Consider the following 15,615-nt stretch of genomic DNA (forward strand, 5'->3'; position numbering starts at 1 on the left):
TCGTGCCGTGTCGCGGGAAAACTGTGCGCAGGCGGAGGTCAAAATAGCATAGCAAAAAAGATCAAATTTCTCAGTGAAAATTGATTTTTTTTGTTTTGTCATAGGCTCTTTTAACATTTTGTATCTTTTTGGAAAATATGCTTTTTTTTAAAAAGAAGAAAATCTCGAATTATTTTGTCAGAATTTATTGATATTTAAGACTAGTATGTTAGTCAAAAAAGTGTAATATTAATCTATGGGAAGTTTAATACTTAAAATTTCCGAATTTTTATGAATATCGGAGGCTATAAACAATGTTTGACATCAAAAATGAATTAACAACAAATCCAAAAGAAAAACCTGCTGTGGAAAGCTTAGGCTTCGGTCATTACTTCTCGGACCATATGTTTATCCTTGATTATACGGAGGGTGTTGGTTGGCACGATGCTCGTATCGTCCCATATCAACCTATTACTTTAGATCCTTCGGCGATGATTTTCCACTATGGTCAATCCGTCTTTGAAGGCTTAAAAGCTTATGTTACTGTGGATAAAGAAGCATTATTATTCCGTCCAGACCAAAACTTCAAACGCTTAAATAGATCAAATGAACGTCTTTGTATTCCAGCAATAGATGAAGAATTAGCTTTAGAAGGATTAAAGCAATTAGTATCAGTTGATCGTGAATGGATTCCAAGTGCGCCAGGGACTTCACTATATATTCGTCCATTTATTATTGCGACAGAACCTAATTTAGGTGTACATCCTTCAAAAAGATATCAATTTATTATTATTATGTCTCCTTCTGGTTCATATTATAAAGAAGGCATTAATCCAGTAAAAATCATGGTAGAAGAGCAGTTTGTCCGTGCCGTAAAAGGTGGAACTGGGGAAGCAAAAACTGGTGGAAACTATGCAAGTGCCTTAAAAGGCCAAGAAATCGCAAGTCGTGAAGGCTATGCCCAAACTTTATGGTTAGATGGTAAAGGAAACAAAAATATTGAAGAAGTCGGCAGTATGAACATCTTCTTTAAAATTAACGGTACTGTTGTAACACCAGCTTTAAATGGCAGTATTTTACCAGGAATAACGCGTGATTCCATGTTGCAAGTTTTAAAATTTAGAGGTATTCCAGTGGAAGAACGTAAAATTTCGATTGATGAAGTAGTAGAAGCGTACCATAGTGGAACTCTAGAAGAAGTATTTGGAACTGGTACGGCTGCAGTAATTTCACCAGTTGGAGAATTAAAATATTTAGATGATAAAATGATTATTAATAATGGTGAAATCGGAGAAGTTTCACAAATGCTATACGATACATTAACAGGTATCCAATACGGAACCATCGAAGATACTTTTGGGTGGACGATTAAATTATAAATTCAAAATCGCGGGCAGCTCTTTTTTGCTGTTACGCGATTTTTTAGAAGTAGTAATTAATAAGCTTCCTTATGTGGAACTAAAACTCTTGTCGAGTGGCACCTTTTAAAAAATTGTTGTTAAATTTGTTTTTTTGCTATCTTGTTTTTAACAATAGGAATATCAATTAAAACAAGGGTCAAACTAAACAATGACTAAATCACGAGAGGAGTGTTTACACATGAAGGAGCATAAGCAGCCACATGAGCAGTTAACGGTTCAAGACAACCAATTGACGGCAACTCAAGAAGTTCTGTACCACGATGAATTTAAACGTGCAGACAACGCAACAAAAAAGAATAATCAAAGTCAACATAAAAAATAATATCTAACGGATTACTCCAAGGTAGTTAACTACTTTGGAGTTTATTTTTTGCGGAAACAAGCTTATACATACTGCTTTTTTGTTTTCAAAGAAAACTTCGGAACAGAGAGTCTGAGAGTTGACGGAATAAAGATTATTGGAACGCCATATATAAGTAATAAAGAGCTAGTAGCATTTTTGAGAAAAAGTCGAGGATAAACTAAGAGATTCATAATTTTTTATAAGAAATTTTTAGTCGATTTAAATAGCTGATCGGTATCGAATGCTATAAAAGTGAATAGGGGGAGTGGGATAAATGAATTTACTAAATAAAGTAGCCATTGTAACAGGGGGAGCATCAGGGCTAGGTCTTGCAACGGTTATAAATCTTCATCAAAAAGGTGTCAAGGTCGTACTCTTTGACGTGAATGGAGATAAAGCAAGGGAAGTCTCGGAGGTATTAGGAGAAGGTGTATCCTACTCATGTGTAAATGTAGTGGATGAGGATTCGGTAAAAGTTGGAATTCAACAAACCATTCAACAGTTTGGTGAGCTTCATATCTGTGTAAACTGTGCTGGAATTGCACCTCCTGGTAAAACGATTGGCAAGAAGGGTGTACACTCATTAGATCACTTTAAGAAAGTAATCGATATTAACTTAATCGGTACATTCAATGTCATCAGATTAGCTGCCGAACAAATGATTAACAATGAGCCGCTTACCGAGGATGGAGAAAGAGGCATTATTGTGAACACGGCTTCCGTTGCTGCTTTTGACGGACAGATGGGTCAAGCTGCATATGGAGCAAGTAAAGCAGGGGTTGCTGGAATGACATTACCAATTGCTCGTGATTTATCCCAATTCGGAATACGCATTAATACCATCGCACCAGGACTATTCCACACACCTATGGCAGCTGGATTATCAGAAAAGATCGTAGAAAAATTAAGTAATATGGTAGAGTTCCCCAAGCGACTCGGGAAGCCAAAGGAATATGCCGCATTAGTACAATTTTTAATAGAGAATAACTATATAAATGGTGAAGTGATACGTCTGGATGGTGGAATCCGTTTGGCTCCAAGATGACAGATCAATGAATTATTATTTAAGTTAAAGAAACTTAGAGATAAAGAAAGAATGCAACAAGAATTCATGTTTTAAGACCATATCGATTTGAAAGGGGCGGTGTTAGGGAATGAGAGAAGTAGTAATTGTTGAAGGCGTTCGAACGGCAGTTGGTCGACGTAAGGGGGCACTAGCAGGATACCGTGCTGATGAACTAGCTGCCGTCGTGCTAGATGAGGTTGTGAATCGAGTTGGTGTTAATAAAAGTGATGTAGAGGATGTGATTTTGGGTTGTGTCACCCAAATCGGGGAGCAGGGGGCAAATATTGCAAGAACTTCTTTATTAATTGCCGGGTTTCCGATTCATGTGCCAGGTGTAACAATTGATCGACAATGCGGCTCTAGTCAGCAAGCAGTTCATTTTGCCGCTCAGGCCATAGCATCAGGGGATATGGATATAGTGATTGCCGGCGGAGTTGAGTGTATGACAAGAGTACCAATGTTTTCGAATAGCTTGGATGTAAAGCCCAGCGCAAAGCTAACGGATCACTATTTAATTATAAACCAAGGTCTGTCCTCGGAGTTAATGGTGAAAAAATATGGATTTACGAGGCAGCAACTTGACCAATATTCGGCAAATAGCCATCTCAAAGCATTAGCAGCCATCCAGGATGGTCGGTTCGAAAGTGAAATCGTTCCGGTTGAAGTAGAGAATGAAGATGGATCAAAAAGGGTCTTTTCAGTGGATGAAGGACCACGTGAAGGTTCGACAGTTGAAATTCTAGGTAGGCTAAAAACTGTCTTTGATGAAAATGGTGTGATTACTGCGGGCAATGCTAGCCAAATAAGTGACGGAGCATCAGCTGTGCTTCTGATGGCACGTGAAAAGGCGGAAGAATTAGGATTAAAACTTAAAGCACGTATACTAGCACGCAGCGTTGTGGGATCAGATCCAACTCTCATGTTAACAGGACCAATTGAGGCAACAAGAAAAGTTCTTGCAAAGGCGGGATTATCTATAGCGGATATTGACACATATGAAGTGAACGAGGCATTTGCACAAGTACCCCTTGCTTGGTTAAAGGATATAGAAGCCGATCCTGAAAGATTAAACCCCGATGGAGGGGCAATTGCACTCGGACATCCATTAGGTGCAACGGGAACAAAACTTTTGGTTACACTATTAAATAGATTAGATCGTACCAATACCCGCTATGGATTATTAGCGATTTGTGAGGGAATGGGTATGGCAAATGCAACCATTATTGAGCGAATATCCCAGGGAAGTTAAATTGTTTGAGATGTCTTTTTTGGGCATTTCAAACAATTTTTTTGCAGTAAGGCGTTTTTATGGGAGATTGCTTAGTCTATCACTTTCCTGTTCCAATAACTACCATTCCTTTAAACGATAATTTATAATTTAAATATTAAATAAGAAATATGAAGGTGAGTTTTATAATAATGATTAAGCATGAAGAAATCTTACTTAAAAATTTTTCTATCGGTTTACCAAAAAAAATGACATATGAAAATGAACGTCAGTTAGAGACAGCAATTTGCAAGGAATCAATTTACGAAGCTTTCCTGACAAAGGAGGGGTTTGTGGGTGATGGCGTTTCGGATTTGAAGCATCATGGTGGTCCAGATCGGGCTGTGTGCGTCTATCCATTTGAACATTATATTTTATGGGAAGAAGAATTCGGGATTGGATTGCCGGATTCAGCTTTTGGAGAAAATATCACTGTGACAAACATGCTGGAGTCAGATGTATGTATAGGAGATATTTATCAACTAGGTGATGCGGTAGTCCAAATAACACAAGGTCGTGTTCCTTGCAGTACAATCAATAAACGGACAGGTCTTCCAACTTTGATGAAACGTATGGTAGAGACAGGACTGACCGGCTATTTTTGACGAGTGCTTCAAGAAGGAAAAGTCCAAAAGGATTCACAAATTACCTTGATTGAAAAAAATCCAAAAGAGATATCTATTCTTTGGAGCAATGAAGTGTATTTCCACCGACCAAAAGATATAGAATCGATGCAAACTCTACTCTCTGTTGAGGCTCTTGCAGAAGAGTGGAAGGGGTATATGAAGAAAAGATTATCAAAATTAATCACATCATAAAAAATAAACTCTTAGTCCGATAACGTATATTGAGTCAGTGTGTAGACAAAGTTGATAAACGACTTTGTCTATAAGTATTTTTTGACGCTTGGTAAAAAAGTCCTGATTTCATAAATGGATTTAAAAAATTCAGAAAAACTGTAACCTTTTTGACGTTTTTATAGTCTATACTTTGAGAGGATTTACATAAAAATTTACCAAAATAGAATTAATAGTTAAAAATTTTGAGGTGATACAATGGATCGTGATTTTATTATCCATATTGTTTCTGAAAATTTAAGAGTAATAAGAAAGGAGAGTCACTATACTCAGGATAAGATGGCTGAAATAGTTGGAGTCTCAAAGAAACACATTATTCAAATAGAAAAAGGAAGAGCATTGGCAGATTGGACAACAACGATTGCCATTTGTGCGATATTCCGTGAAAGTACACTTTTACATAAACATTTTGGAGGAGACCCAATCGAGGTAATAGAACTCACGGTGCAAGATGTGACTATTAGACCGCAAGAAAAAACATTGGGTGGTCATGTAATGTGGAAGAATATCATTGAGCATAAGGGTTTCAAGCTTCAAAGAAATCTAATAAGCAAACATTTTCGTATTTTAGATGAAGAAAACTATCGATTATACAGTACTTTTGATGAAGAAGTAGCACATGAAATGTGGAAAGATATAGAAAAAACAATCTAGAGTATTCATGCAATGTAATTGTGATAAAGAAGTTTTGCTGCCTAATCTACAAAACTTCTTTAAAAGTTTGAAGTGGATACTAAATTACTAAAAAATAAAACCTCACAAAAATTAGTAGAAATGGTTCGTATATCGAGCGTGAAGGAAACTAAATGTTAATTAAAACGCATCATTTATAATAATTTATATAAATAGTATTCGTTCCTAGGTTCTCCGTTAATCATCAAAGAGTGTACCTTTTCCCCTTCTAATACAAAACCAACTTTTCGATATAAATTAAAAGCGTTATCGTTTTCTTTGATTACTGTTAGTTCCAAACGTGTAATACCCATTTTTTTGGCCCAAGTAAATAAATTCTTAAATAGTTCGGTAGCAATGCCTCTTCCTCGAAACTCTTCATGAACACCAAGTACAATAGATGCTCGATGTTGTGTTCGTTTTAAATTACTTCCAATGGCAGCGATAAAGCCTGCAAGTTGATGATCTACCTCAGCTACCAACATTGTGGATTTGTTATTCGATAGGATATTCTCTATAATCTTTTTTTGTTGTTCATAAGAAATTTGCTTTTCACCAGGTTCATATAGCATATAGCCAGACTCATCTATTTTTTTATTTAATTCCAGATATTTTGATGTATCACTTAATTGAATTGTTCGAATTATCACAAAAACACCCCCTATTCTGCCAGTTTACCATATTCAGTTAGTAGCGAGTTATTGAAATTTCGTGAAAAATAACGTGCTATTTTAGTCATACTAATTAGTATGCTATAAAAGGGAGAGGGTTTTGATGCGTATTGAATTAGGCTATGGTTTGGATATTATAGGAGATATCCATGCTTGTTATGAAGAGTTCATAACATTACTAGAAAAATTAGGTTATCAAAAGAACGAAAAAGGCCTATATATTCATCCAGAGGGAAGAAAAATCCTATCATTAGGTGACGTAATGAGTAGGGGACCCCAATCTATTGAATCTATGTTGTTTTTCCTAAACCACGTGGAAGCTGGTTTAGCCTTTATGATTGATAGTAATCACGGATGGAAGATTGCACGCTGGTTAGATGGACGGAAAGTTCAACTGAGACATGGTGATGAAAATGTCGAAGAAGAATTTAAACAATACGAGAAGAAACATGGTGGAAAAAAAGCAAGTGTTTTAAAAGCTAGGCTGAAAACATTATTAATGGAAGCCCCATCTCACTATATCATTACGGATGAGGGGAAAGACAAAGTCGTCTGTACTCATGCCGGGATAAAAGACGAATTTATAGGAAGAGAAAATTCAAGGATTAAAGATTTTTGTCGATATGGAGATGTGGCTGGGATGGATGAAAAGGGAAAGCCCATTAGAAAAGATTGGTTTAAAAATCATCAAGGAGAAATGCTCATTGTGTGGGGACATGATCCAAAAGCTGAACCCATGATGATAAATAACACGATCAATATTGATCAAGGGGCAGTGTTTGGCGGAAAGTTAACATGTTATCGATACCCGGAAAGAGAATTTGTTTTCGTGGATGCATTAAAAAACTATTCGGGTAAAATCGGAGCAGACAATCCGATTGGGAAATAATATGTGAATGTAAAAAGGGTCACCTCAGGCAAAGAAGGTGACCCTTTAATCAATTACTATGCTTCTTTCACGACGGTACCGGCAATTCGATCGTGGGGTAGTATTTCGCCATTCTGACTTTCGAAGGATTTTCTTTTAAATACATAATCGACAGTACCAATGAAATCACGGTAAGCCATACGTTTAACAATTTGGGTAGGTGTTACTTCCGCGCCATTTGCATTTTCAACTACCAGTCCTGCAGCTTTGTATCCCAGAGTTTGTCCGCTATTACGTAATTGTACATACTCCAGTGTCCATAATACTGCAGTAGGCGTCACAAGAGCGTGAAAAGCTTCATTTTTTATTTTCTTTCTTAATAAGTATTCGACCCCGACATTCACGACACCAGATATAGCTAAATCAATTAAAAAAGCATTTCTTCGTTTTTTTGTAATGGCTTTCAATAATGTCACTCCTTTACGTCTGATTGCACCCTTTTCATTTATACGAAATCTATTCGTTAAAAGTTTCAATTACCCAAAAGATATGGAAAAGAAATTTGAATTTAAAAGTCCTTATAAATGTCTTATAAACATTAGGTATTTCTTCGAAGAAAAATGATCATACCCAAGCGATTTGAGAGGGAGCCATAGATTAAGCTTGAAAAAGCATTGCAAAGCGAAAAGGCGCTACATAAACAAATAGCTTTTGTTTCATTATTAACTTAGATACCTTGTAGGTGTTAGAGGGATAGCGATAGATATAGACATTAATATAGTAAGCCCAGACCATTTTAAAAAAGATGTGATATATGGGGTTGTTTTCAATCATAATAAACTCTTTTTTATTCTCCAAGTGAGTTGATTTAAAAAAGTATAAGAATTCAAAAAAATAAACCCAAGTTAGACAGATTAACTCATGTCTAACTGGGTTCATAATCGGATAAATATTGTATTGTCTTAATAAAAACTCCTCCTTGACCCTTATGCTGCTTTGTGACTGTATATATTCAGTAATACATCTAATTCTTGACTGCATGTAACAGTTTCTGGATGTGTAAAACCTAAATCGTTTGCTTTTTTATACATATCTTTTCTCTTCATTTCAATTAATAGTTTTAAAATTTGTCTGTAAAATCTACTTCTCATTCTAGTAATCCCCCATGATTTAGTATTATATTAATTGCTTAATATAATTTGTTTTTACTTAAGTAATTGTATATTAGTTCTCATAAAAATTATGTCGGTTCGTGGTTGTTAATTGGAAATTCACAAATTTGTCACAAGTTGTACTAATATTCTATAATCACTGTCAGAAACAATCGAGTTTTTATATTTATTATGTTGCGTAAATCAAGTAAAACCGTGATAGAAAAGAGTTGAAAGAATATTCAAGACTTGATTTCATCTTGAGTAGAAAGTCAAATTATTTTGTCAAAAAGCAGATTAGGATAGTCGACAAAAACTCGAAAAATGACGAATTATTTAGAAAAAAATGGGTTGAAAAATGAAAAATTAAAGCGACTTAAATAGTTGGAAAATTTAAAATTTTTCATCGCATTTATTATGTTAATATATATTTTGTGCACAAATATATAGCATTTACTATAGTGTTTTCATATTGTTGATAGAAATTGATATTGTTCGGTAAATAAATAAACAGTGATTATATAGAATGTATAAAATAGTATACAAAGAGTGTACTAAAATATTTTAATAGATAGGTTCAGAATTTACAATATTTTTCTTTTTTTATATACTTAGGTAGTTTTAAAGTAGAATCAATTACTCAAAATTAATTTTCTTATCATAAGATTATGTTAAAATTAATAGTAAAATGTGATGTTTAAGTAGTTGACAACTATAAATTGGAGGTAATAAATGAAATCTTGGACGAAGGATATTGAAATTAAAGCACCAATTGAACAAGTATGGAATTTATTAGATGGAAATTTAGAAGAGATGCAAAAAATAATGCCTCAAGTAGTGGCTAATGAACCAATCAAACTTACACCAGAAAAGATCGGCAGCATTTACCTTCAAAAGTACCGCGAAGGAAGCCGAGTACAGGAATATGAAGTGGAAACCCTTGCTTATGTTAATGGAAGCGATTACAAGATGTTAAAAGTTGGTTTTATTTTGGCTAATATGTTTGAAATTACAGCGGAATATGAGTTGAAAGAAATCGATTTTGACACAACTTATTTTAAATATACAACGACCAATAAGCCACTAAAATGGTTCTTGAAACCACTAGTAATGCTAGGTTCTAATAAAGTCGTTATTCAATTCGTGGAGCGAGTAAAAAAAGTAGCCGAATCTCAAAAATAATAACCCAGTGGACAGTTTTAAACTGTCCTCTTCCTCATGATTTCCTCCAAATAGCAAAATCCCAGGACACAGCATTGAAGCTTCATTGAATGCACTTATCAAATGAAACTTCATTAAGAGAATGTGTATTTTTTTGCTAACATACAATACTACTCAAAATACCTCTATCCTTTTTTATTTTCGAAAATTCATATGTTTTCAATTTTTGGACAAGCTAAAATGTATAACAAGCGAGGTGTCGTTATGATTATTGAAAGGTCTTCAAACTGGCGAGAGGACTTTATCGAACGTTTTGAGCAAGATGGTCCATGGGATAGTTGGACACTTTACAACAAAAGCTATGAAATTGAAAAGATGAATTTAATTCCTGAATTCTCAGGATTACAAGCTCTCAAATTTTTAACCAATATACAGCTGTTGCCGCATCAAGTTGAAGCAGCTCAAACTGTTATTGAAAAAATGAATGGTAAAGCGATTCTTGCTGATGAAGTAGGATTAGGGAAAACCATTGAAGCAGGACTCATCATGAAAGAATATATGATTCGTGGAATTGTTAAAAAGGTACTTATTTTAGTACCAGCTTCCTTACAAAATCAATGGGTAACAGAATTGAATATGCGTTTTTTTATTCCGGCGATTGCCTATAGAAAAAATACGCCTATTGAGCATTATGATGTAGTTGTTATGAGTATGGATACGGCGAAAAAAAGTCCGCATCGAGAAAAAATATACGAACAAGATTATGACATGATTATTATTGATGAGGCACATAAACTAAAAAATCATAAGACTCAAATCTATGAGTTTGTTCAAAGCTTGAAGAAGAAATTTTGTTTACTATTAACAGCTACTCCGATACAAAATGATGTCTTTGAAATCTTTTATCTTGTTTCTTTATTAAAGCCGGGACATCTCGGGAACTATGAGTCATTCCAAGCATCCTTTTCAACTACTAAAAATTCGATGGATGGAGAAAAATATCTAAAAGAATTAGTCAATCAAGTGATGGTCAGAAATCGAAGACAGGATACCGGAATTGAATGGACAAGCCGAAAAGTAGAAACCATACCAATTCAGTACACCCCGGAAGAAAGAGAAGTCTATGACATGATCAGCGATTTGAAAACGGTTTCATCAATCTTTTCTAGTTCCTTTACAATGGTAACTTTGCTTAAGGAAATGTGCAGTAGTAAAGAAGCAACATACCTAACCCTTAATAAAATGATTCAAAAATGTGCGACAAAAGAAGAAAGTGACTTTATCGAAGCAATACTGGCGAAATTAATAAAGCTTGAAATCAATTCAAAGGCAGAGAAAGTAATAGAAATTATCGAAAAAGCAAATGATAAGGTTATTATTTTCACAGAGTACCGTGCTACTCAAGCTTATTTACAGTGGTACTTATATACAAAGGGAATTACGAGTGTTCTTTTTAATGGTAAGTATAGTAAAAGCAAACGAGACTGGGTAAAACAATTATTCCGTCAACGAGATCAGGTCCTGATTGCCACAGAATCCGGCGGTGAGGGGATCAACCTCCAATTTTGTCATCACGTTATCAACTATGATTTACCATGGAATCCAATGAAGCTTGAACAAAGAATCGGACGTGTGCATCGTCTGGGACAAGAAGAAGACGTGCATATATACAATTTAGCAATTGAAAATACGATAGAACAAAAGATATTGGACTTATTAGGTAGTAAAATTGATGTCTTTGAAAAAGTAGTTGGAGATTTAGATGATATCCTGACGCGAAAGGCTAAATAGCAAAAAGCGAATAAATAACAAACACTTGATAGTTTAATGAACAAAAGGAGGAAGCATCAAGATGTATGCAGAACAAGTTCATGACTATTTAAAAATATTCTTTAAAGAAACAAATTGTGAGGTCCTTTCTGACGAGGGACATATGCTTTCCGTACAACTAACTGCTGATATGGATAAAAGAATAATGAATAGGCCATTTTATTGGCAATATATTGAAGCGACCAATAGTCCTGCAAATCCGGCGAGACTAAATTTAATTACGGATCGGACGAAAATACAAAATCAATTTATTGGTGAAATTATTCATTTCGGTTCAGGGCGGCTGCATCAAATTTTTAAAGCAACGAAGGAATTAGGTTCCTTTGTCAAAATGTATCACCATAGCGATGGAAATGAAGGGAAAGGGATGCTAACCCCATATTTCTGTGTGAATTATAAAGTTTCCTACTATTCTGATCAAACAAAGGAAGTCCTGTATTCTCTAGGAATTAATTTAATTAATGGTGAGATTGAAGATAATTTTCATGAATATGTCAGTGAGCTTAATCTAAAGACTGATATGCCGGATGAAAAATTTTGTCTTCAATATATAATAAAGCCCACAAGAGCATTAGAACGTCTTGATTCCATGATTCAGAACATTATTCAAAATGATGACCATTCATGGGCAGAAGAGGCAAGAATGAGATGGGAAAAAGAATTGGAAGTACTGGACTTCTTCTATGATGGAGTTGAAGAAAAACCGGAAAGCTACGAAATTGAAAAAAAAGGTTTAAAAGAAAGATTTAACCCGCGTATTAAAGTGGAAATCATAAATGGCGGCCTGTTTTACTTACTCTGATCAGAACGATACAGGATACGAAATCACTTATTTAAGTAGTAAAATTCTTTGAAGACTGGGATTTCTTCTAAGAATGTAGAAACCTGCATTAAGAAATTGATACTTTATAAATTGGTTGGAGAGGAGGGGCGACTGCAAGGGGAACAGCACGAGTGAGAGACGCTCGTGTCGAGCCGTGCCAGAGGATGCGCGTCCCCGCAACGGAAATCAATTTTAGCTACATCGAGAAAACACCATTTTCCTTCTCTAGGAAAATGGTGTTTTCAGGTCTTGTCTCACCTTTTTTAATAAAGATTAAATCAATATTAAATTTCTCCAAGGGTGAATAGAAAAGCGTATAAATTGGCTACCTTGATAAAAAGAGCATTAAAAAGGAGAAATAAAATCATGCGTAAAAATTACATCTATGCCTTTTTATCACTTGTTGTTGTTATAGGTGTCATTGGATACTTTGCAATTGATACGACAGAGCAGGCGCCTGTAGAAAATAAACAACAATTAACTGCAGCTGATGTTTATTGGTCATATACAGGTGAGAATGGCCCTGAACAATGGATGAATGTAAATTCAAATTACGAAGCATGTGGCAGAGGCGAGCTTCAATCACCTATTAACATCGAAATAAAAGAAGGGGTAGATCAACAGGAAGCGGTGAAATTAGCAGAACAAATTTCACTTAATTATGATCAGGCAATATTCACAGTTGAAAATATCGGGCATACAATTGAGGCAAATTCAACAACCCTTGAAAACTCCTTGTTAATTAATAATAAAGAATACAAATTGACAGGTATCCATTTCCATTCACCAAGCGAACATCAGTTAAATGGTCAATACTTTGATATGGAGGCTCATTTATATCATAAGTCCGAAGAAGGGGAAATGGCGATCATTGGATTGTTTATCGAAAGTGGAGAAGAAAACCTTGTGTTAGCCGAAATGTGGGATGAGATTCCAACAGATAGTGTTGAGGCTGCAAAAGTATTAAAAAATCCGGTTGATTTGCAATTATTATTACCTGAACAAAAAAGTGTTTACCAATATATGGGCTCGATAACAGCACCACCATGTACAGAAGGTGTGAATTGGTTTATTCTAGAGCAGCCAATTGAAATGTCTGATGATCAAATTAACCGTTTCAGTTCAATTTTCTTGCAAAATAATCGACCGATTCAAGAATTAAATGGTCGAGATGTTTATAAATTTAATCTAAATTAAAAAAACGCGATTGGGCAATCTTCCAATCGCGCTTTTTATTTTCATCAAATTGTAAAAAAAGACTGATACTATTACTTTGAAAATTTATCTTTATTAAATACTTCGACATCGATTAGACGGGCACCAACTTTATGAAGCAATTCTTCAATTTCTTTGATTGTCGTTTGATTGGCGTCTTTTCCTAGTGTTAGAATCACTCTTCTTAAATACCAATTATCATCATCAATGGTAAAAACACTATGAACAGATGTTTTTTTCTTAACAAGTGTAAGGACTTTTGCTAATATTCCTTCTGTATCAGGCAAAGCAATAGTTAGTGCACAACTTCCCGTTTTATATCCCCAAGCTTCTTCCAATAGTTCAAATACCTTTGAATGTGTTAGGATTCCTGCGAAATTTTGTTCTTCATCGAGAACGGCGAGATAGGGCAGTCGCTTGATGGAAAAAAAACTTTCAAAAAATGAACTCTCTTCGAAGATCGTTCCATCTTGATCTCTTGCTAACTCGGCAATCGGTACTTCTTCTTTTTCATGCTCCAACATGTGCTCAAGAATGGCAACTTTATAAGCGTTTCCGACAAACTTTTGTCCATTATTATCCAAAATGGGAATACACCGATAGCCGGAAGTCTTCAGCTTTGCTAATACTTGGGTACTATTATCCGATTCCTTACACCATATAACGTCGTTTTTCTTTAATAATCTTTGTTTAATAATCATTCAAAGTCGTCCTTTCTAATCATAGCGAACATTCCCATACAAATATTATAAACAATGTAAATTTGGGCAAATGAGTTTCAGTATATTTTATAGTATGAATACACTTTTGGAGATATACATATTTAAGTGTATAAATCAAAAAGAATTGCAAAAAATAAATGAACACAATAAGAAAAAAATTGTGTAAGTAAGTAAGTAAATAAATTAATTATAGGAGGGGAAACATGGGAATCATATATCGACTTGCTTTAGTTCTTGTCATTGTAGGCGCTATTAATTGGGGATTGATTGGTTTATTCCAATTTGATCTTGTGGCAGCACTGTTTGGTGGCCAGGATTCGGCTTTATCAAGAATTGTCTATAGTTTAGTCGGGTTAGCTGGATTACTTAGTATCCCATTACTATTTAAGGCTTATGATGAAAATGATGTAGAAATTGCCAATAACAATCATAGCAATGCCTACACAAATATGAATTATCAAACTGAGTTTGGTGAAGAAGCTGACTTCTTAGAAGTACAGAAAAATCGAACTACAGACTCTGACCAATCATCAAATAATCCAGAAGTTCGAAACAATCGAGCTACTGAATTATATGAGAATGATGGTAAAGGCAAAAATGACAAGGATAATTTTGTTTAAGTCTTTTTGTTAGATTGATGATTACTTTTAGAGTGTAGACAAAGTGGCAATTCGACTTTGTCTACACTTTTTAATTCCTACATAAAAAGAAGGTACCCTCTAATAGAGAATACCAAACTTCACTTTTTTATTGTGTTAAGAACTCAAACTTTTTAGGGAGACTTACACCCAGTTGTTCAAGTTCAGATTTCGCTTGTTCCACACGTTCTTTAACTTTTGCTTTAGTTGCATCATCTAATTTTTCAAAACTTTCATTCATTGGATGCTTAGGCATTTCAATTCCAAGTTCTGCGAGTTTTTTATGAGCTTCCTCTTTCGTTATGTTGCCTTCTTTTTGATCTTTAAAAATTGCTTTTACTTTTTCTTTTGTTTCTTCATCAAGGTTCTCGAATACTTTACATTCTTTATGTTTGGGTGGGTCAACACCTAGTTCAGCTAGCTTTTTATCAGCTTCTTCTTTAGTCATTTTATTTTCTTTTACTTGTTTAAAAATTGCTTTTACATTTTCTTGGGTTTCTTTATCTAAATTCTTCATTTGTTCATGGAATTTGTTCTGAGGAACCTCTAAACCCATTTCTTTTAAATCAGATTTTAATGTGCTTAATGACTCATCCACTTTTGCTTTTGCTGCATCATCTAATTTATCATACTCTTCGTGAAATTTGTGCATGTCTTCATGAGCGTGGACGGGAAGAATGCTTGTACCGAATAACCCGATAGAAAGCAAAACAGTAAGGAAATAAATCCAAACTTTGTTTCCTTTTTTCATTGTTACTCACTCCTAATGTTTATTTTCATAGTTGATAGGGAAGTGAAAAGAGAATATAATATCTCACCACCTTGATTTCTTTTCAATGAGCTGCTTTTCCCAATATAAAAAGTGACGAAATTAGTCACTCATCACCATTCCTATTCTGTGTCGGAACAGCTTGAATAATGTAACTAAATT

The 15,615-nt window shown here is 34.7% G+C and carries 16 protein-coding genes and 1 pseudogene; 12 read left to right on the forward strand and 5 right to left on the reverse strand.

The annotated features are described in order from the left end of the window. The first annotated feature begins 293 nt into the window (after positions 1-293). From ACFQU5_RS02640 to ACFQU5_RS02665, 6 genes and pseudogenes are all read left to right on the forward strand, one after another. The gene (locus tag ACFQU5_RS02640) at positions 294-1,358 is read left to right on the forward strand and encodes a branched-chain amino acid aminotransferase (RefSeq protein ID WP_390284423.1); all 1,065 of its coding nucleotides are present in this window, start codon (positions 294-296) and stop codon (positions 1,356-1,358) included. A 220-nt stretch (positions 1,359-1,578) separates the two neighbouring features. Continuing rightward, positions 1,579-1,722, forward strand: coding sequence for a YfhE family protein (locus ACFQU5_RS02645; protein WP_390284425.1), 144 nt, complete (start codon positions 1,579-1,581; stop codon positions 1,720-1,722). A 295-nt stretch (positions 1,723-2,017) separates the two neighbouring features. Then, positions 2,018-2,788 (forward strand): 3-hydroxyacyl-CoA dehydrogenase, encoded by a 771-nt coding sequence (locus tag ACFQU5_RS02650; protein WP_390284427.1) that lies wholly within the window; start codon positions 2,018-2,020, stop codon positions 2,786-2,788. Between the two features lie 109 nt (positions 2,789-2,897). Beyond that, positions 2,898-4,058 (forward strand): thiolase family protein, encoded by a 1,161-nt coding sequence (locus tag ACFQU5_RS02655; RefSeq protein ID WP_390284429.1) that lies wholly within the window; start codon positions 2,898-2,900, stop codon positions 4,056-4,058. Between the two features lie 170 nt (positions 4,059-4,228). After that, a pseudogene (locus tag ACFQU5_RS02660) lies at positions 4,229-4,894 on the forward strand (MOSC domain-containing protein). Positions 4,895-5,131: 237 nt separating this feature from the next. Next, positions 5,132-5,587 carry a helix-turn-helix transcriptional regulator gene (locus ACFQU5_RS02665; RefSeq protein ID WP_390284431.1) on the forward strand — a complete coding sequence of 152 codons (456 nt, stop codon included), beginning with the start codon at positions 5,132-5,134 and terminating at the stop codon, positions 5,585-5,587. A 173-nt stretch (positions 5,588-5,760) separates the two neighbouring features. On the opposite strand, the gene ACFQU5_RS02670 is transcribed toward ACFQU5_RS02665, so the two are convergent. After that, positions 5,761-6,255 (reverse strand): GNAT family N-acetyltransferase, encoded by a 495-nt coding sequence (locus ACFQU5_RS02670; protein WP_390284433.1) that lies wholly within the window; start codon positions 6,253-6,255, stop codon positions 5,761-5,763. A gap of 124 nt (positions 6,256-6,379) precedes the next feature. Between ACFQU5_RS02670 and prpE the strand changes: the two genes are divergently transcribed. Further along, positions 6,380-7,165: a bis(5'-nucleosyl)-tetraphosphatase PrpE gene (gene prpE, locus ACFQU5_RS02675; RefSeq protein WP_390284435.1), complete on the forward strand. Its 786-nt coding sequence runs from the start codon at positions 6,380-6,382 to the stop codon at positions 7,163-7,165. A 56-nt stretch (positions 7,166-7,221) separates the two neighbouring features. On the opposite strand, the gene ACFQU5_RS02680 is transcribed toward prpE, so the two are convergent. Next, complete coding sequence (locus ACFQU5_RS02680) at positions 7,222-7,611, reverse strand: RDD family protein (protein WP_390284437.1); 390 nt, start codon at positions 7,609-7,611, stop codon at positions 7,222-7,224. Positions 7,612-8,130: 519 nt separating this feature from the next. Beyond that, positions 8,131-8,295, reverse strand: coding sequence for a Spo0E family sporulation regulatory protein-aspartic acid phosphatase (locus ACFQU5_RS02685; RefSeq protein WP_390284439.1), 165 nt, complete (start codon positions 8,293-8,295; stop codon positions 8,131-8,133). A gap of 732 nt (positions 8,296-9,027) precedes the next feature. Here ACFQU5_RS02685 and ACFQU5_RS02690 point away from each other — a divergent pair. From ACFQU5_RS02690 to ACFQU5_RS02705, 4 genes are all read left to right on the forward strand, one after another. Continuing rightward, the gene (locus ACFQU5_RS02690; protein ID WP_390284441.1) at positions 9,028-9,477 is read left to right on the forward strand and encodes an SRPBCC family protein; all 450 of its coding nucleotides are present in this window, start codon (positions 9,028-9,030) and stop codon (positions 9,475-9,477) included. A gap of 243 nt (positions 9,478-9,720) precedes the next feature. Continuing rightward, positions 9,721-11,247, forward strand: a complete 1,527-nt coding sequence (locus tag ACFQU5_RS02695; protein WP_390284708.1) for a DEAD/DEAH box helicase — start codon at positions 9,721-9,723, stop codon at positions 11,245-11,247. A gap of 61 nt (positions 11,248-11,308) precedes the next feature. After that, positions 11,309-12,088 carry a YqhG family protein gene (locus tag ACFQU5_RS02700; RefSeq protein WP_390284443.1) on the forward strand — a complete coding sequence of 260 codons (780 nt, stop codon included), beginning with the start codon at positions 11,309-11,311 and terminating at the stop codon, positions 12,086-12,088. 387 nt (positions 12,089-12,475) lie between these two features. After that, positions 12,476-13,306: a carbonic anhydrase gene (locus tag ACFQU5_RS02705; protein ID WP_390284445.1), complete on the forward strand. Its 831-nt coding sequence runs from the start codon at positions 12,476-12,478 to the stop codon at positions 13,304-13,306. Positions 13,307-13,377: 71 nt separating this feature from the next. On the opposite strand, the gene cbpA is transcribed toward ACFQU5_RS02705, so the two are convergent. Next, on the reverse strand, positions 13,378-14,025 hold the full coding sequence (cbpA, locus tag ACFQU5_RS02710; RefSeq protein WP_390284447.1) for a cyclic di-AMP binding protein CbpA: 648 nt from the start codon (positions 14,023-14,025) through the stop codon (positions 13,378-13,380). 224 nt (positions 14,026-14,249) lie between these two features. On the opposite strand from cbpA, the gene ACFQU5_RS02715 reads away from it, so the two are divergent. Continuing rightward, positions 14,250-14,666 carry a DUF378 domain-containing protein gene (locus tag ACFQU5_RS02715; protein WP_390284449.1) on the forward strand — a complete coding sequence of 139 codons (417 nt, stop codon included), beginning with the start codon at positions 14,250-14,252 and terminating at the stop codon, positions 14,664-14,666. 127 nt (positions 14,667-14,793) lie between these two features. On the opposite strand, the gene ACFQU5_RS02720 is transcribed toward ACFQU5_RS02715, so the two are convergent. Beyond that, complete coding sequence (locus ACFQU5_RS02720; RefSeq protein ID WP_390284451.1) at positions 14,794-15,435, reverse strand: hypothetical protein; 642 nt, start codon at positions 15,433-15,435, stop codon at positions 14,794-14,796. Positions 15,436-15,615: the final 180 nt, after the last annotated feature.

The organism is Ureibacillus sp. GCM10028918, assembly GCF_042666115.1.
In the GTDB taxonomy this organism is placed as follows: Bacteria; Bacillota; Bacilli; order Bacillales_A; family Planococcaceae; genus Ureibacillus.